Here is a 16,937-nt window from a genome sequence, read left to right on the forward strand (position 1 = left end):
AATTCAATCAAAACTCACAAAATTGTACAAATGCGAAAACTTATCTTTTATGAGAAAGAAAATATGAATTTGGATCGAATGTTTTCGGAGTAATTTTCGTTACATCTTTAAACTTTCTTATAAAATGGGATTGATCAAAATATTTATTGTAAAGCGCAATATCGGTCAGTTTTAATTTTTCTAAATCAGAATTCACCATTTGATCAACAGATTTTCGGAACTTTAAAATTTGAATATATTTTTTAATTGTTAATCCAGTTGCCGTTTTAAACTTAATCTGAAGCAATCGCTGTGATAAATTTAATAGTTTTCCGATTTCTGAAACCGAGATTTCATCTTGATGAAGCCTTATAATCTCACAGATTTTCTCAATGGTATTTTTCTCTGAATGCAAATCAAATAAAGCTTCAAAATAAGTATTTATTGTATTTAATATAATTTCTATATCGGAGCCAATCTGAATTTTAAAGGGTAGCTCTTCGGGATTAATTTTGATGATGGAATCGGTAAAATTGCTTAAATCATATTTAGGAAACATCGAAAGTGTCCATGTATGAAACTGAATGATGGTAACTTTTGTTTTCGGATAAATATTGACCAGAACTTTATTAGTCATTTGCGAACAAAAGTAAACACCTTCGTTCATCTCATATTTGGCTTTACTCGTATGAACTTCGATGGAATTTCCAGTTACAAAAGCGAGATTGAAACAGCCGTTTGGCAGAACAAGTTTGTTTTCGATCAGGCTTTCGCCAATGCTGTTGTCCAAACACCAAATTTTATTGACGAATCTTTCTGTTTTTTGAGATACGTAATGTTCTGAATATAGCTGCATTCTTTTCGAATTGAATTTTCTTGTTTGATTCCAAAGTTAAACCAAAAAAAGAAGCATTTTGGTTGATGCAATAGTTAAAAAAATGGTTTCATTTTATAAAATGAAACCGAATAGATCATTCAGAATAGCTTTCGCCTACTGCTATAGTTTATTTTTGATAGGAAATTCAAAGTTTAATTAATTAACTGAAATGCGATGAAAAAAGATATTCTTAGTATATTTTTATTGATATGCTTTATTACAGCCTGCAAAAAAGAAGATAAAGATACTGTTGTTAATCAGAACGAAAAAACGTCTCAAACTAGTTTTCAGTCTGAAAACATAAAAGAAAAAATACTATACAACAGAGCGGTTGAGGCTGCTATCTGGGGATTGCCGGCAGTAAATTTTCAACTTATGTATAAAGGGATGGAAAAACTTAACGGATCCTATAATCAAATAGTGTATTGGCCAGGCTTGTTAAGCTGGAAGAACCAAACTTTGACCCCAAATCCTGATGTAATTTATTTAATGCCTTTTTTTAACACCGAAAAAGGTCCAGTTGTTTTAGAAATTCCTCCTGCTGATTCTGGGGTTTTTAACGGAAGCGTAATGAACTATTGGCAGGCCGCCATTGAAGATGTTGGCCCAGGCGGAATGGACAAGGGAAAAGGTGGAAAATATATTATTCTTCCGCCAGGTTATGATAAGAGTAAAGTTCCAGCGGGTTATTTTGTTATGCAATCTGATACTTATCGAGGTTATGCGCTTTTGCGTTCGGTGCTTAAAAGCGGAAGTTCCGCAGATGTAAAATCAGCTGTCGATTATGGAAGAAGAGTTAAATTATATCCATATTCTGAAGCTTCAAATTCACCACAAACGAAATTTGTAGACGCTAGTAAAGCAGAATTTAATTCAGTTATTCAATATGATAATAGTTTTTATCAGGCATTAAACGAAATTGTGCAGGAAGAGCCATTCTTAGAGCGTGACAGAGCTATGATTGATGCCTTAAGAACAATTGGGATCGAACGTGGGAAACCTTTTTCGCCAGATGCAAAAACAAAAGAAATATTTAATGCGGCTGCTAAAGATGCAAAAGAATATTTATTGTCCATTTATGAAAATACGAAACCATTTTATGAAGGAACTAATTGGTTTTTTCCAGCAAGCGACGAATATAAAATGAGTGTGATGACAGGATATCAAAAATCAGAAATTTATCCTATTGATAATAGAGCAGTTTGCTACATGATGGCTTTCTTCAGTGCGAAGCACATTGGGGAATCTCAATATTATCTTTTAGCTTTAAAAGATAAAGATGGCAATTTCTTAAGAGGAAGCTCATCTTACAAAGTTATTGTTCCTGCGAATGTTCCAGTAAAACAATATTGGTCTATTACGGTGTATAATCGAGAGACTCATACGTTTATTCGAAATTCAAAATGGGCAGCGCGTTCTTCGCAAACGCCAGGCATTAAAAAGAATACAGATGGAACGGTAACTCTGTATTTCGGACCAAAACCTCCGCCTGAAGGAGAGAGCAATTGGGTTCCGACAGATCCAAATGGAGATTTCGAGTTATTGGCAAGGTTCTATGGACCAACAAAAACACTTTATGATCAGTCTTGGAAATTAAATGATGTGGAAAAGGTAAATTAATTCAAAAATAACCCGGTTTTAAAGCTGGGTTATTTTTTATCAAAATGTTTAAATGAATTCTGAAAAATTTTCTCTCTTAGTATTTTTCCATTCCTCTAAAATAATACTGAAATAAACATCATCCTTACTTTTCCCTTCAGAATCGACATAATTGTTTCTAAAAACGCCTTCTTTTACGGCGCCTAATTTTTCAATAGCTTTTTGAGATTTTAAATTTTCAAGATCGGCACTGAATTGTATTCTTCGAAATTGAATATTTTCAAAACCAAAATTCAATAATTCATATTTACACGCTTTGTTTAAACCAGTTCCCTGAAAATCTTTGCCGTACCACGTCCACCCAATTTCACATTTTTGACTTGCATGGTTTAGATAACCGTAACGAGTACTTCCAGCAACTCGGTTTGTTGCTTTGTCAATAATAAGAAATGGATAACAAATTCCGTCTGCTTTTTGTTTTAATGTACTCTTTATATAGTTTTCAAAATCTTCATCGTTGCGAACATACATTCCCATATACTTCCAGATTTCATCATCAAAAATAATTTCCTTGAGTTCTATGTTTCTTTTGCTTTCAAATGGAATTAAAAGCACTTTTTCATTCTCTAATATAATGTCTGACTTTAGAATTTCGCTGTTCATGAATTTTGAGTTTAACTTATGGAATAATTTAGCACAAAACTAATTGTTTAATTTTTGTAAATAAATTTAATAAAATAACATTTTGTTATATTTTTAAATTACTAAAAAACGAGGTAAATCTTCGGAAATGAATATTTACAACATTTGTTCGTTTATTTTAAGGCTCATGTACAATTATTAGTTATTTTTACGACCCAATATTAGATTTTCCTCGATGCAAACATCATTAAAAATTGCAGTTGTTGGTTCTGGACTTGTAGGGTCGCTTCTGGCAATTTATCTTAAAAGAGCTGGTCACACTGTTCATGTCTATGACCGCAGCCCCGATATTAGAAATATAAATTTTTCTGGCCGTTCTATTAATTTAGCAATGTCCAACCGTGGCTGGAAAGCTTTGGATGCAGTTGGTGTAGGCGATGCAGTTAGAGAAATTGCAATTCCGATGGATAAACGCGCGATTCATTTGGTAGACAAACTAAATTTTCAGAATTACGGACAAGAAGGAGAATCCATATATTCTATTTCAAGAGGAACATTAAACAGAAAAATGATTGATCTTGCTGAAGAAGCAGGAGCCGAATTTCATTTTGAACAAAAAGTTTGGGATGTTACTTTAAACGATGCAACACTTCATATTGGCGAAAGCGAAAGGGGAGAGTGGGAAGAAAGAAAGTTTGATATGGTTTTTGGTGCCGATGGGGCTTTTTCTAGAATTCGTCACAGAATGCAGCGTCAGAGCATGTTTAATTATTCTCAGGAATTTTTAAATATGGGCTATAAAGAATTAAATATTCCAGCAAATCCAGACGGAACGCATAAATTAGATAAAAACTCATTTCATATTTGGCCAAGAGGCGAATACATGTTAATTGCGCTCCCTAATCTTGATGGAAGTTTTACCTGTACTCTGTTTATGCCTTTTGAAGGAGAAAATTCTTTTGAATCGCTAACCGACCGTAAAATGGTTGAAGATTTCTTCGAGAAAAATTTCCCAGATTCTATTGAAGTAATTCCAGAACTGGCAAATGATTTCTTTAAAAATCCAACTAGTACTTTGGTTACCATGAAATGTTTCCCTTGGACGTACGAAAACAAAATTGCTTTGATTGGAGATGCTTGTCATGCTATTGTTCCTTTTTACGGACAAGGTATGAATGCTGGATTTGAAGATATCACGGTTTTGAGCGAAATGATTGAAAAGTACCAAGACGATTGGAAAAAAATATTTACAGAATATCAAATCTCAAGAAAACCCAATGCAGATGCCATTGCAGAACTTTCGTATCGAAATTTCTTAGAAATGAGTACCAAAACAGCAGATGAAAAATTCTTGCTGCAAAAGAAAATAGAAAAAGTCTTCTCAGATAAACACCCAGATAAATGGATTCCGCTTTACAGCCGTGTTACTTTCAGTGATCGACCATATGCCGAAGCTTTAGCAATCGGAGATTATCAAAACGGAATCATGGAAGAAGTTCTTAAAATGGACAATATCGAAAACATTTGGAATGGTCCAGAAGTCGAAAAGAGAATTTTGACATTATTGGAGCAGGCTTAAGTTTTATACCTATTATAAGTATAAACTTTATACAAAATAATAAACCCGACAGATTTGCAAGGATTTGTCGGGTTTTATATTTTAGATGATTTAGTTTTTTATTTCTTAAAGATTTTGGTCAAGACACCAAAAACACCTCTTATAAAAGTAGCGCTTGTTACTACTTTCAAAACAGATTTTGTAACAACTTCTGTAGTGCTTGGTCCTGCTTTTGTTGATTTGGCAGGAGCTTGTTCTTCTTGCTGAGCTGCGGCTTCTGCTGCTTCCGTCAGTTTTTTGTTTAAAATTTCAAAAGCACTCTCGCGATCAATTTCTTCAGCATATTTCTTAACTAATTTCGATTTGCCGTTTATTTCATCAATTTCAGATTGAGATAAAACATCCATTCGGCTCATTGGTGCACGCATCATGGTCGCCACAAGAGGAGTTGGAATACCTTTTTCGTTTAATGCTGTTACCAAAGCTTCTCCAATTCCTAAACTCGTTAATAATTCGTCTGTTTTATAATAAGGAGAAGTAGGGTAGTTGTCCGCTGTTTTTTTAATCGCCTGACGATCATTTGCTGTAAAAGCTCTTAGCGCATGCTGAATCTTTAATCCTAACTGAGCCAAAACACCGCTTGGAACATCCATTGGATTTTGGGTAACAAAATAAAGTCCGACACCTTTTGAACGAATCAATTTTACGATTGTTTCAATCTGCTCTAAAAGTGCTTTGCTGGCTTCATTAAAAATTAAATGTGCTTCGTCAATAAAGATTACCAATTCAGGCTGATCTGCATCTCCTTTTTCTGGCATCTTCTGATAAATTTCGGCCAAAAGACTTAACATAAAAGTCGAGAATAATTTTGGTTTATCCTGAATATCCGTCAAGCGGATGATATTTACATAACCTTTTCCGTTTTCATCAATTCGCATCAAATCATCAGTCTCAAAAGACAATTCACCAAAAAACAAATCACCGCCTTGCTGTTCCAATTCTATAATCTTTCTAAGAATAGTTCCAGTTGTGGCAGTCGAAATTTTTCCATAACTGGCAGCGATTTCGTCTTTGCCTTCTTCAGTAATATAATTAATTACTTTTTTAATGTCTTTTAAATCCAATAAAGGCATCTTGTTATCATCACAGTATTTAAATATAACCGCAACGACCCCGGCTTGAGTATCATTTAAATCTAAAATTCGAGAAAATAAAACAGGTCCAAACTCAGAAACAGTGGCGCGAAGGCGTACTCCATTCTGTTTGGATAAAGACATCAATTCAACAGGAAATGCTGCTACATTATAAGGTATATTAATTTTAGCATGACGTTCTGTAATAAAACCTTCTTCTTTACCTTCTTTTGCAATACCACTAAAGTCTCCTTTAATATCCATCATCAGTACAGGAATTCCCGCATTAGAAAGCTGTTCAGAAAAAACCTGAATTGTTTTCGTTTTTCCTGTTCCAGTTGCCCCAGCAATTAACCCGTGACGATTTAAAGTTTTTAGTGGAATTTTGACATGCGCTTCTGCAATTGGCTCACCATCAAGAATTGCACCTCCAAGTATGATGCTGTCTCCCTTAGATGAGTACCCAGTATTTATGTCTGCAATAAAATTCTCTTTTTTATTCATGTTTTTATTTGTAATTTAGATTGTTATGAATATTGCTTTGTTTTTGGGCGCTTTTTATGTGGTTTTTTTTAGTAAGAAAAAGCTTTTTTTGATTGAAAAATTAATAAAAAAAAAATTCTCAGCTTTTTAAGAAGATATCAAAGGAATCTTTGAATATTTACTAAAACGTTGTAATTTTTCTAATTATCGTCCTTTTTTTTGTTTTATCTAAAAAATGATGCGACCAATTTAATGAGATATTTTTTAATTTGAAGTTAAATTTCGGTCAATTAAATTAAAAAAAGTTTTTTTATTTAAACTAAACGTATAAATTTGCTCCTCTACAAGTTAAATATAACTAAAAAATAAAAATTATTTAAAACTATTAAAATTAAAAAAAAATGGCAAACGTTAAAGTTAAAAAAGAAAGCACTTCAAATGGCGGAGGAATGATCACAGGAATCATTATTGTAGCGTGTATCTTAGTAGGGGTGTTTATTTGGAAAGTAATCATGGGGGATTCTGCGAACTTCGAAGGAGGTAATCCAGAAACAGGACATCCAATCAATACATTAGGACAAGTATATAAAGGAGGTTTCATCGTACCAGTATTATTAGGTATGTTTTTAATGGTTGTTGTTTTTTCTATTGAAAGATTTATTGTTATCGGTAAAGCTGCTGGAAAAACTAACCTTGACAAATTCATGAAAAGTGTTCAAGGAAGTATTAAAGAAGGAAACATCGAAGCTGCTATCGCTTCTTGCGACAAACAACAAGGTTCAGTTGCAAACGCAATTAAATCAGCTTTAGTAAAATACCAAGATGTTAAAAAAGAAGGATTCAACAGCGAAGAAGCTTCAGAAGTAATCCACAAAGAAATTGAAGAGGCAACTTCATTAGAAATGCCAATGTTAGAGAAAAACATGACTATTATCTCTACTTTAGTATCTTTAGGTACATTAGGAGGATTATTAGGAACTGTATCTGGTATGATTAAAGCGTTTGGTGCGTTAGCTTCTGCTGGTACTCCTGACCAAGCGGCTCTTGCAACAGGTATCTCTGAGGCACTTATCAACACTGCTACAGGTATCTCTACTTCTATCTTAGCAATTGTTTCTTACAACTTCTTTACTGCTAAAATTGACGATTTAACTTACTCTATCGATGAGGCTGGTACTACAATCGTTAATACTTACAGAAAATTCAGAGGAAGTTTAAGACAATAATTAATTTTTGATATTTATTTATCAAAAAAAAATAAAATAAAAGATAATGGCTAAAATAAAAATGAAAAAAAAGTCTACATCGACAGATATGACTGCGATGTGTGATGTAGCGTTCCTTTTGCTAACGTTCTTTATTTTGACCGCTACTGCTAAAGTGCCAGAGGCACTTCCTGTAGATACTCCTGCATCTACTGTACAAACTAAATTACCAGATACTGATTTGGCAATTATTACAGTAGGAAAAGGAAAAGTATTTTTTGACATCAAAGGAAGAGAGATTCGTAAAAGAACTCTTGAAGGAATTGGTGCAAAATATGGTATTAATTTCTCTGAAGAAGATAAAACCAAATTTGCATTGATGGACGACTTCGGTGTGCCAGTTACAGGTTTAAAGCAGATCATTGATATGAAAGCGGCGGACAGAACCAAAGCAAATCAACCTGGAATTCCTTTGGACTCATTAGATAATCAATTAAAAGAATGGCTTCTAATTTCTAGAAGAGCTACAATTGATTTAGATGACAAAGAATTGCAGATTGCTATTAAGGGAGATGCGAAGGAAGAGTATCCAAAAATCAAAAAGATTATGGATATCTTACAAGATCAGAAAATCAATTCCTTTAACTTAGTTACAGGTACGAGAGGGAAAGACTTTTAATTTAAAAATATACACTAAATGGCTGAATTAAATACCGGCGACGGCGGTGGTGGTAAAGGTGGTAAAGTAAGAAGCAAAAAGCAGAATTCGAAAGTCGATTTAACGGCGATGGTGGATTTGGCATTCTTATTGATTACATTCTTTATGTTAACTACTTCGTTGTCAAAACCACAATCGATGGATTTGTCGTTGCCTGATAAAAATGATGATCCGACAAAAGACAAGGATTTGAAAGTTGATGAGAAACGTACGATGACTATTATGATGGGTGAGGATAATAAACTTGTTTATTATATGGGATTATTAGATGCGCCGATTGCAGGACCTAAAGATATTGCTTACGGTAAAGAAGGTATTCGTAAAGAATTATTAGCTCGTAAAAAATCTGTTATTGAATATACTGGAAATAAGGATAAAGGAATTATCGTTATCATTAAGCCAGGTACAAAATCAAAATACAAGAACTTAGTAGACATTTTGGATGAAATGGCTATTACAGGTGTTGGAACTTATGCGATTGTTAACGATTTTCAACCGAAGGAAAAAGAATTGTTAGAGAAGAAATAGGGTTTATTTCGTATTTTGTCAATAACCTAATAATTAAGAAAAATGAAATTAGATATTATAAAAAATCAGTGGCTTGATATCGTATTCGAAGGGCGTAATAAGATATATGGGGCATATGAGCTGAGAAAATCGAACGGAAAAACAACTGTGAAAGCACTTGTAATCGGTTCACTTATTTTTAGCTTTGCAGTTGCCGCTCCTCTTATTGCAAGTTTCTTACCAGATTCTCAAGAAGAAGAGGTAAATAATGATATTAAGATTGCAACGGTAAAATTACCTCCTAAGAAAAAAGAGGAAATTAAACCAAATACGCCACCGCCACCGCCACCACCACCAAAGGTAGATCAGGTAAAGTTTGTTAAGCCAGTTGTGGCTAAAACAGAAGAGATCACTGAAGATCCACCTAAGATTGTGGAGCTAAAGGATAAAAAAGTAGGTTCTGAGACTATCAAAGGAGATCCAGATGCAGTTTTAACTGTTGATGAGCCAGTTGGTAAAGGACCAGTAGCAGAGGTGGTTCAAGAAGATAACACTGTATACAACACAGCTGGTATCGAAGTAAAACCAGATTTCCCAGGAGGTATTGATAAATTCTACAAATTCGTAGGAAACAACTACAAAACTCCAGAAGAAGAAGGTTTAAAAGGTAAAGTTTACGTTACGTTTGTAGTTGAAAAAGACGGGTCGTTAACAGATATTAAAGTTTTAAGAGATATCGGTTACGGAACAGGAGCAGAAGCAATTCGTGTTCTTAAGAAATGTCCAAAATGGACTCCCGGCGAGCAAAATGGTAAAAAAGTTAGGGTATTATATTCTCTTCCTATTACTATTCAATCTGCAGAATAATGTTAAAAGATATGCTTAATAATATTCAGAAGAAATCGCTCAAAGAGCGATTTCTTCTTGTTTTAGGAATACTCTTTTTTTTAATATATCTTGTACTCGGTTTAATGATTATGTTTTGGGAAAAACTCCCATTGAATATGGAACCTAAATACAGATATGCATTTGGAGGTTTACTAATTGTATATTCTGGAATAAGATTTTTAAGATTAATTAATTCAAAAGAATAATTATGTTGAAATATAGTAAGGTTTTAGGTTTGATGGTTTTTGTCTTTTTGTTTGCGATGTGCAACCAAAAAAGCAAAAATGAAGCTGAAAAAGAAACCATTTTAAAAGGATCACTCGATATTACAGTTGATGAAACTGTAAAACAAATCGTAGACGATCAGGTTGCTGTTTTTGAAGGAACTTACTATGATGCAAAAATTACAGTAAAGCCAAAATCAGAAGCTGAAGTAATTAATGATTTATTAAATCAAAAAGCTAAAGTTGTCATCACAACTCGAGATCTGACTCCACAAGAGAAGACTCGTTTTGAAAAAAGCAAAATTAATCCTAGAGTGACGCCTTTTGCACGTGATGCAGTTGCTTTTATTTCAAACAAAAGCAATAATGATACTCTTATTGCGTTGAAAAGTGTAATCGATTTTATTCAGGGAAAACCGGATGGTAAGATTAAAGGACTCGTTTTTGATAATCCTAATTCAAGTACTGTTCGCTACATGAAAGAATTAGCTAAGGTAAATGAAGTTCCAAAAGCTGGCGTTTTCTCTTTTAAAACAAACAACGAAGTAATAAAATTTGTTTCTGAAAATGATGGAATGATTGGTGTTATTGGAGTAAATTGGCTATACCAGCCAACACCAGACATGACAGAAACAATTAAAAGAATAAATGTTTTAAGTGTAAAAGGATTAAATAGTAATAATTACTATAGCCCTACACAAACGGACTTGGCATTAGATAAATATCCTTTGGCACGTGATTTGTTTATTATCAATTGTCAAGGTTATTCTGGGCTTGGAATGGGGTTTGCTTCATTCATAGCTGGAGATATTGGACAGCGTATAGTATTGAAATCAGGTTTACTGCCATATAAAACTCCAGGGCGTAAGCTGAAAATTAGAAGTGAAATTATAAAAGATAAAGAATAAATTAATTACGATAAAGATGAATAAATTTAAAATTTTTAGTCTTGCATTAGTTGCCTCGGCCACTGCGGCAAAAGCGCAAGACATCAACCAAGCAAAGAAGGCAATTGACGCTGAACAATTTGATAAAGCAAAAAACATACTTAAATCAATTATTAAAGCAAAACCATCTGATGGTGAAGCTAATTTTGTGCTAGGGAATGTTTATTTAAACCAATCTGTTGTTGACTCTGCAAAAATCTATTACAATAACGGATTGCAGGCTTCAGATAAGAAAAACTTAAACTATATTGGTTTAGGTCAATTAGATCTTGATACAAAAAACACTGCAGCTGCTCAAGCAAATTTTGCTTTAGCTACTAAAGACATGAGAAAAAAAGATATAAATGAATTTATTTATATCGCTAGAGCATATATGAACTCTGAAAATCCAGATTATAAAAATGCTATTGAAGTTTTAAAACGCGCTTTATTAGTTGATCCTCAGAATGCACAAGCATTATTAGCAATTGGAGACGCATACTATGGAGCAAACAATCAAAATGATGCTTACAAATCATACCGTGATGCATTTACTGCTGACAATACTTTATTGAGAGCAAAAATGCAGTTAGGTGTCTTATTAAAAGGGGCTAAATCTTATGATGAAGCAATTAAATCATTCAATGAAGTTATCGCATTAGATGCTAATTATGGGCCAGTTTACAGAGAATTAGCTGAGACATATTACAAATGGGCTAGAAATAAACCTTCTACTGCTAAAGTTAATTTGCAAAATGCAATTACAAACTATGAGAAGTATTTAAGTTTGACAGATTACTCGCTTGATTCTAAAATGCGTCATGCAGATTTCTTAATCTTGGTAAAAGATTACAAACAGCTAGAAACTGTTGCAAACAAAATGATTGCTCAAGATAAAGTAAATCCTAGAATTTACAGATATTTAGGTTATGCGGCTTACGAAAATGGTAATGTTGATGTAGCAATTAAATCTATAGAAGATTATATCAAAGCGCCAGGAAACAAAATTATTGGTAGAGATTACTACTACTTAGGATTGGCTAAAATTAAAAAAGGAACAGCTGCTGATGGTACAATAAATCAAGCTGCTTTTGATGCAGGTTTAGCTGATATCAAAAAAGCTGTTGAATTAGAGCCTTTAGTAGTTGAAGAATTTGCGGACTTTGGAAAAGAATTATTCGGTAAAAAACAATATGCACAAGCAGCTGCTATCTTTGAACTTGGAGCAAGTAACCCAGAGTCTAAAAATTACTTAGATGACAGTGTTTATTATGGAATTTCTTTATACTACGGTAACGCTAGTAAACCAAAAGAAAGCCGTGATGCTGTAGCTTTAGGAAAAGCAGATGCAGCTTTTGACAAAATTTTAACTACAGCTCCTAATTACGATGAAGCTTACTTGTATAAAGCAAGAATCAACTCTTTGTTAGACAAAGATGATTTGATCATTAAAAACTACGAAGAGTATGTTACTAAAATTACAGCAAAAGGTCCTGAAGAAGTGGCGAAACCAGCTGTAGCAAAGAAAATTATTGAAGCTTACAACAGTATTGGTGCTGCTTATGCTAATACAGACAAAGCTAAAGCTGTTGAATATTTCAATAAAACTTTAGTTTTAGATCCAGCAAATTCATATGCGACACAGTCTATAAAATCTTTAAAATAATATAGATTTTTATAAATAATAGAAACCGGTAGTTCAATAAACTATCGGTTTTTTTTGTTCCGTATATTATTGACTATCTTTGCACTCTTAAAATAATATAATGTTACCGAAAGAAATACAATTAGAAGTAAATAAAGGAGCAATGCTTCCTTTGATGGAAGAATTTTATACCATTCAGGGAGAGGGTTCGCATACAGGAAGAGCGGCTTACTTTATTAGAATTGGTGGATGTGATGTGGGATGTCATTGGTGCGATGTGAAAGAAAGCTGGAATGCCGAGATTCATCCTCCAACGAAAGTAGATTTAATTGTTGAAAATGCTGCAAAATACGCTGATACGGTTGTTGTAACTGGTGGAGAACCTTTGTCTTGGGATATGACGCTTTTGACAGAACGTTTAAAAGAGAAAAATTTAAAAGTGCATATTGAAACTTCTGGTGCATTTCCATTATCTGGAACTTGGGATTGGATTTGTCTTTCACCAAAAAAGAATAAGCTTCCAACGCAGACAGTGTATGACAATGCTCACGAGTTAAAAGTGATTATTTACAATAAGCACGATTTTATTTTTGCCGAAGAACAAGCAGAATTAGTAAACGATAATGCAATTTTATTCCTTCAGCCAGAATGGAGCAAAAAGGAAGAGATGACTCCACTTATTGTTGATTATGTTATGAATAATCCAAAATGGAGAGTTTCATTGCAAACGCATAAATATCTTAATATTCCATAAAACAGAAAATCTCTTCAAGTGAAGAGATTTTCTGTTTTATGGAAGTATACAAGCTGTGTAAAAAGTAAACACATTTTATTATTTCCAATTTTTATAATTTTTCAAAGCGGTAATGTGTGCTAAATGATGTTTTCCGTGCCAAGCATACATTCCGATCATTCTTTTGATTTTAATTTCTGAATTATCAGAAGGATGTATAAAAGTTTTTTCTAAATCAGATGTTGATAAACTACGCATTATATAGCCCAATCTGAAATGAAGTCCTTTCAGTAAATCTAGGGTTGGTTGGATTGGCATTGTCAGATTGTCGCTTAATTCAGACCAAAGCACTTCGTCATAAGGCTTAATTACGGGATTGTTTTCTGTCAAAGCCCATTTTAGGCGAACGTAACAATTCATATGGCTTTCGGCACAATGATGAATAACTTGTCTTACTGTCCATCCACCAGGTCTATAAGGAGTATCCAGTTGTTCGTCGGTTAAATGAATTGTTTCTTTTGTGAGTTTTTCAGGGAGATTTTCAATTTCTTTGATTTTTTCAGAAATATATTCTGCAGAATATTGCTCTGGAGCTGTAAATTTTCCAATCGGATATTTTAATTTTTCTAAATCTAGTTCATTCATGGTTTTATGGTTTGTTTTAAATGGAAAGTTTGGCTAAATAGTCGTAATGTTCGCCTTCAAGAATAAGCTCACAGTTTAAACCATTTGCGATTGCTGCATTTTGAAGCGTATTATAATCCAAATACAACCAGTCAAAAGGTTCTTCTTTTTCTCCTTTATAGCTAATGTTAAAAACGAGTTCGCCATAATAATCATTTTCAGACGGAATCCATTTGCCACCGTCTTCATCTTCATCAAACATATAAATGATGTCAGAACTGTCAATTAAAATTTGTCCACCAGGATTTAAAAGGGATTTTAATTTAGATAAATATTTGTTGCAGTTTTTTAGCTGGCCAAAAATCCCTGTTCCGTTCATTAAAAGCAGGATTGTGTCAAATTTTTCTCCTTCAAAATCTAGAATATTTTCAACCTTAGCATTTTTTATACCTCTAAGACGACAGGTTTCAACCGCTTTTTCTGAAATGTCAATGGCAGTTACATCTAAACTGCGTTCATTTTGCAATGATAAAGCGTGACTTCCTGCGCCACATCCTACATCTAATATTTTTCCTTTAGCCAATTGCAAAGCCTTTTGCTCAATTTTAGGCATCTCATTATAAGTGCGGAAAAGATATTCAACACTCATTTCGTCTTCTTCAGAAATCGAAGTTTCGGTGATAATGTCTTCAGGTGAATTTTTGGTGTAAAAATCAAATATTGCTTTCCCAAAAAGATCTTTCATTGTTTTAGTTCAAAGTTTAAGGTTTCAAGTCAAAGTTGTTTAATTTTGCAAATCAACTTTAAATATTAAACTTGAAACAGATTTTAAATAACTTAAGTAAGTTAGCCAAAGATAAGCATAACGAGAATAAAAAGTATTTCGATAAGCTTAAAAAGAAACCGCCAAAAAATTTAGATTACATTATGCAGGATTTGCACGATGCTGAATTTAAGAAAACGGATTGCTTAAAATGTGCTAATTGCTGTAAAACAACGGGGCCATTATTTACTCTGGCAGATATCGAGAGGATTTCAAAACATTTTAGACAAAAGCCACAACAATTTATTGATCAGTATTTGCGAATTGATGAAGACAAAGATTATGTTTTGAAAAGTGTTCCCTGTACTTTTTTGGATAATGAAAACTATTGTATGATTTATGATGTTCGTCCGAAAGCCTGTCGAGAGTTTCCTCATACAGATCGAAACAAATTTTATCAGATTTCAAACTTAACTTTGAAAAACGTTGAAATTTGTCCAGCAGCATATAATATAGTGGAAGAAATGAAAAAGAAATTGCCTTTATAAATCAAAACTGGCAATTGTTACAAGAACATCTCAAATTTCCTTTTTTAAGGCGTACTTTTGAGAAAGGAATAATTTAAATAACTTATAACTTGAATTTAGAATATTTTATAGCCAAAAGACTTATTGCTGCAAAAGATTACAAAAGCAGTATTTCGGCGCCCATTATAAAAATTGCTATTTCTGCCATAGCGATCGGGATTATTATGATGATAGTTTCGGTAGCGACAGGAATAGGTTTGCAGAAAAAGATTCGTGAGAAAGTTTCGGCATTCAATGGTCAGATTATAATTTCTAATTATGATAATAATAATTCAGAAGTTACAACAGTTCCAATTTCGAAGAAACAAGATTTCTATCCCAATTTTAAATCAGTTCCAGAAGTTAGCCATATTCAGGCAGTCGCAAGTAAAGCAGGAATTATTAGAACAGAAAATGCATTCGAAGGAATCATTTTCAAAGGAGTTGGTGCTGATTACGATTGGAACAACATTAAGGAATATATTGTAGAAGGTAAATTGCCAGATTTTACTAAAGCATTAAATGAAGATGTTATTATTTCAAGATTTTTGGCAGATCGTTTAAATTTGAAAATAGGAGACCAATTCAATACCTTTTTTATAAAAGAAGAACAAGGAAAGCTTCCAAATAGTCGCCGATTTAAAATTGCGGCTATATTTAATTCAGGTTTTCAAGATTTTGATGCTACTTATATAATTGGTGACATTCGACATATTCAGAGAATCAATAAATGGAATGAAGATCAAATTGGGGCATTTGAGATTTTTGTTAAAGATTTTAATGAAATTAAAGCTGTAGGAAATAAAGTTTACGAATCAACTTCCTCTAATCTCGATACAAAAACCATTGTAGAAAAATACAGTTATATTTTTGATTGGCTTCAATTGTTTGATTTTAATATCGTCATCATTTTAGGGGTTATGATTTTGGTGGCGACAATTAATATGGTAGTGGCGCTCTTGGTGCTTATTTTAGAAAGAACGCAGATGATAGGAATTCTAAAGTCGATGGGGGCAAATAACTGGTCAGTCCGTAAAATATTTTTGTATAATGCCTTTTACTTAATTCTACGAGGGTTGTTCTGGGGAAACCTAATAGGTATTTTAATTCTTTTAATCCAACAGCAATTTGGAGTAATCCAGCTCAATCCTGAAAATTATTATGTCAATCAAGCTCCAGTCTATCTAAATTGGATTTATATTCTCCTATTAAACTTACTTACTATTACTGTTTGTTTTTTGGTGTTATTAATTCCTTCATATATAATTACGAAGATATCTCCAGTAAAAGCCATTCGCTTCGATTAGATAATAAAGCTAAGCATATGTAATCCGACAGGTAAACCTGTCGGATTTGTCTTTTTATCTATAATATTATATAAGTGTTTTTTATCAGACTGAGCGGAGTGAAGCGCATCCAGTTTTGCAATTTGGAATTTCACCATTGCAGTTTTGCTGTTGATAAGGAGCTGTTTCCCGCTATCCGCTGCAATCTTTTTATGGCGAACCCCGCCATAAAAAGGATTTCCGCTCCTATCGGGGCTATGGATGCGGTTTCAGGAGAGGCATTTCGGAAAATGGAAGATTCGGGAAAGATGAAAAAACGCCTGAAAAAGGCGCCAAAGGCTGAAGATCCATTAAAATCGGATATCGGAAAACGCGATAAAATGAGAAAATGCCAGCCGAATCAGGAAAAACCTTACGCTCGGTGAAAAACATCCAAAATGTAAAGCGTCTGTTATGAGACAGTTAAGAAATAACTTGAAAAAAGATTGAAAAAAGTCTGGGAAAAGTGTTGGAAAAGCGGAAAAAGGTTCTACTTTTGCACCCGCAACGGCGAAAAACGCTCTTAGACATTCCGGCAGCTT

Annotated in this window: 18 protein-coding genes; 13 read left to right on the forward strand and 5 right to left on the reverse strand. The window is 33.4% G+C overall.

Features of this window, described 5'->3' with window-relative positions; genetic code table 11:
* Positions 1–40: 40 nt before the first annotated feature.
* On the reverse strand, positions 41–835 hold the full coding sequence (locus BLP44_RS20110; RefSeq protein ID WP_091135568.1) for a helix-turn-helix domain-containing protein: 795 nt from the start codon (positions 833–835) through the stop codon (positions 41–43).
* Positions 836–1,030: 195 nt separating this feature from the next.
* Between BLP44_RS20110 and BLP44_RS20115 the strand changes: the two genes are divergently transcribed.
* Positions 1,031–2,476: a DUF1254 domain-containing protein gene (locus BLP44_RS20115; protein WP_091135572.1), complete on the forward strand. Its 1,446-nt coding sequence runs from the start codon at positions 1,031–1,033 to the stop codon at positions 2,474–2,476.
* A gap of 48 nt (positions 2,477–2,524) precedes the next feature.
* Here the strand turns inward: BLP44_RS20115 and BLP44_RS20120 are convergent, their stop codons facing one another.
* Positions 2,525–3,118, reverse strand: coding sequence for a GNAT family N-acetyltransferase (locus BLP44_RS20120; RefSeq protein WP_091135576.1), 594 nt, complete (start codon positions 3,116–3,118; stop codon positions 2,525–2,527).
* Positions 3,119–3,332: 214 nt separating this feature from the next.
* On the opposite strand from BLP44_RS20120, the gene BLP44_RS20125 reads away from it, so the two are divergent.
* The gene (locus BLP44_RS20125; RefSeq protein WP_091135581.1) at positions 3,333–4,676 is read left to right on the forward strand and encodes an FAD-dependent oxidoreductase; all 1,344 of its coding nucleotides are present in this window, start codon (positions 3,333–3,335) and stop codon (positions 4,674–4,676) included.
* A gap of 98 nt (positions 4,677–4,774) precedes the next feature.
* Here BLP44_RS20125 and BLP44_RS20130 read toward each other — a convergent pair whose 3' ends face one another.
* Positions 4,775–6,292, reverse strand: a complete 1,518-nt coding sequence (locus BLP44_RS20130) for a helicase HerA-like domain-containing protein (protein WP_066033477.1) — start codon at positions 6,290–6,292, stop codon at positions 4,775–4,777.
* A gap of 380 nt (positions 6,293–6,672) precedes the next feature.
* Here BLP44_RS20130 and BLP44_RS20135 point away from each other — a divergent pair, with 380 nt between their 5' ends.
* From BLP44_RS20135 to BLP44_RS20170, 8 genes are all read left to right on the forward strand, one after another.
* On the forward strand, positions 6,673–7,497 hold the full coding sequence (locus tag BLP44_RS20135; RefSeq protein ID WP_008464979.1) for a MotA/TolQ/ExbB proton channel family protein: 825 nt from the start codon (positions 6,673–6,675) through the stop codon (positions 7,495–7,497).
* Positions 7,498–7,543: 46 nt separating this feature from the next.
* Positions 7,544–8,155, forward strand: a complete 612-nt coding sequence (locus tag BLP44_RS20140) for an ExbD/TolR family protein (protein ID WP_066033478.1) — start codon at positions 7,544–7,546, stop codon at positions 8,153–8,155.
* Between the two features lie 18 nt (positions 8,156–8,173).
* Entirely contained in the window at positions 8,174–8,722 is a 549-nt protein-coding gene (locus tag BLP44_RS20145) for an ExbD/TolR family protein (RefSeq protein ID WP_091135583.1), read from the forward strand.
* A 42-nt stretch (positions 8,723–8,764) separates the two neighbouring features.
* Positions 8,765–9,568: an energy transducer TonB gene (locus tag BLP44_RS20150; RefSeq protein WP_091135586.1), complete on the forward strand. Its 804-nt coding sequence runs from the start codon at positions 8,765–8,767 to the stop codon at positions 9,566–9,568.
* Positions 9,568–9,795, forward strand: coding sequence for a hypothetical protein (locus tag BLP44_RS23290; protein ID WP_008464973.1), 228 nt, complete (start codon positions 9,568–9,570; stop codon positions 9,793–9,795). Before BLP44_RS20150 ends, BLP44_RS23290 begins: the two co-directional genes overlap by 1 nt.
* Before the next feature lie 2 nt (positions 9,796–9,797).
* Entirely contained in the window at positions 9,798–10,721 is a 924-nt protein-coding gene (locus tag BLP44_RS20160) for a PstS family phosphate ABC transporter substrate-binding protein (protein WP_091135590.1), read from the forward strand.
* 16 nt (positions 10,722–10,737) lie between these two features.
* Positions 10,738–12,405, forward strand: a complete 1,668-nt coding sequence (locus BLP44_RS20165; RefSeq protein WP_091135593.1) for a tetratricopeptide repeat protein — start codon at positions 10,738–10,740, stop codon at positions 12,403–12,405.
* Between the two features lie 100 nt (positions 12,406–12,505).
* Complete coding sequence (locus BLP44_RS20170) at positions 12,506–13,138, forward strand: 7-carboxy-7-deazaguanine synthase QueE (RefSeq protein WP_066033483.1); 633 nt, start codon at positions 12,506–12,508, stop codon at positions 13,136–13,138.
* Between the two features lie 78 nt (positions 13,139–13,216).
* Here the strand turns inward: BLP44_RS20170 and BLP44_RS20175 are convergent, their stop codons facing one another.
* Together BLP44_RS20175 and BLP44_RS20180 are read right to left on the reverse strand one after the other, a co-directional pair.
* Positions 13,217–13,762, reverse strand: a complete 546-nt coding sequence (locus BLP44_RS20175) for a YfiT family bacillithiol transferase (RefSeq protein ID WP_091135595.1) — start codon at positions 13,760–13,762, stop codon at positions 13,217–13,219.
* 16 nt (positions 13,763–13,778) lie between these two features.
* Complete coding sequence (locus tag BLP44_RS20180; RefSeq protein ID WP_008464967.1) at positions 13,779–14,486, reverse strand: class I SAM-dependent methyltransferase; 708 nt, start codon at positions 14,484–14,486, stop codon at positions 13,779–13,781.
* Positions 14,487–14,557: 71 nt separating this feature from the next.
* On the opposite strand from BLP44_RS20180, the gene BLP44_RS20185 reads away from it, so the two are divergent.
* The 3 genes from BLP44_RS20185 to BLP44_RS20195 all read left to right on the forward strand — a co-directional run bounded on the left by BLP44_RS20185 (position 14,558) and on the right by BLP44_RS20195 (position 16,781).
* Complete coding sequence (locus BLP44_RS20185; RefSeq protein WP_066033485.1) at positions 14,558–15,052, forward strand: YkgJ family cysteine cluster protein; 495 nt, start codon at positions 14,558–14,560, stop codon at positions 15,050–15,052.
* Between the two features lie 89 nt (positions 15,053–15,141).
* Positions 15,142–16,377, forward strand: a complete 1,236-nt coding sequence (locus BLP44_RS20190) for an ABC transporter permease (RefSeq protein ID WP_091135598.1) — start codon at positions 15,142–15,144, stop codon at positions 16,375–16,377.
* A gap of 74 nt (positions 16,378–16,451) precedes the next feature.
* On the forward strand, positions 16,452–16,781 hold the full coding sequence (locus tag BLP44_RS20195) for a hypothetical protein (RefSeq protein WP_139159224.1): 330 nt from the start codon (positions 16,452–16,454) through the stop codon (positions 16,779–16,781).
* The last annotated feature ends 156 nt before the right edge of the window (positions 16,782–16,937 follow it).

The organism is Flavobacterium anhuiense (assembly GCF_900101855.1).
GTDB classification, from domain to species: Bacteria; Bacteroidota; Bacteroidia; order Flavobacteriales; family Flavobacteriaceae; genus Flavobacterium; species Flavobacterium anhuiense.

Coding starts and splice junctions, on each gene's coding strand:
- BLP44_RS20110 (WP_091135568.1), bottom strand. CDS start 835: ATGCAGCTATATTCAGAACATTACGTATCTCAAAAAACAGAAAGATTC.
- BLP44_RS20115 (WP_091135572.1), top strand. CDS start 1,031: ATGAAAAAAGATATTCTTAGTATATTTTTATTGATATGCTTTATTACA.
- BLP44_RS20120 (WP_091135576.1), bottom strand. CDS start 3,118: ATGAACAGCGAAATTCTAAAGTCAGACATTATATTAGAGAATGAAAAA.
- BLP44_RS20125 (WP_091135581.1), top strand. CDS start 3,333: ATGCAAACATCATTAAAAATTGCAGTTGTTGGTTCTGGACTTGTAGGG.
- BLP44_RS20130 (WP_066033477.1), bottom strand. CDS start 6,292: ATGAATAAAAAAGAGAATTTTATTGCAGACATAAATACTGGGTACTCA.
- BLP44_RS20135 (WP_008464979.1), top strand. CDS start 6,673: ATGGCAAACGTTAAAGTTAAAAAAGAAAGCACTTCAAATGGCGGAGGA.
- BLP44_RS20140 (WP_066033478.1), top strand. CDS start 7,544: ATGGCTAAAATAAAAATGAAAAAAAAGTCTACATCGACAGATATGACT.
- BLP44_RS20145 (WP_091135583.1), top strand. CDS start 8,174: ATGGCTGAATTAAATACCGGCGACGGCGGTGGTGGTAAAGGTGGTAAA.
- BLP44_RS20150 (WP_091135586.1), top strand. CDS start 8,765: ATGAAATTAGATATTATAAAAAATCAGTGGCTTGATATCGTATTCGAA.
- BLP44_RS23290 (WP_008464973.1), top strand. CDS start 9,568: ATGTTAAAAGATATGCTTAATAATATTCAGAAGAAATCGCTCAAAGAG.
- BLP44_RS20160 (WP_091135590.1), top strand. CDS start 9,798: ATGTTGAAATATAGTAAGGTTTTAGGTTTGATGGTTTTTGTCTTTTTG.
- BLP44_RS20165 (WP_091135593.1), top strand. CDS start 10,738: ATGAATAAATTTAAAATTTTTAGTCTTGCATTAGTTGCCTCGGCCACT.
- BLP44_RS20170 (WP_066033483.1), top strand. CDS start 12,506: ATGTTACCGAAAGAAATACAATTAGAAGTAAATAAAGGAGCAATGCTT.
- BLP44_RS20175 (WP_091135595.1), bottom strand. CDS start 13,762: ATGAATGAACTAGATTTAGAAAAATTAAAATATCCGATTGGAAAATTT.
- BLP44_RS20180 (WP_008464967.1), bottom strand. CDS start 14,486: ATGAAAGATCTTTTTGGGAAAGCAATATTTGATTTTTACACCAAAAAT.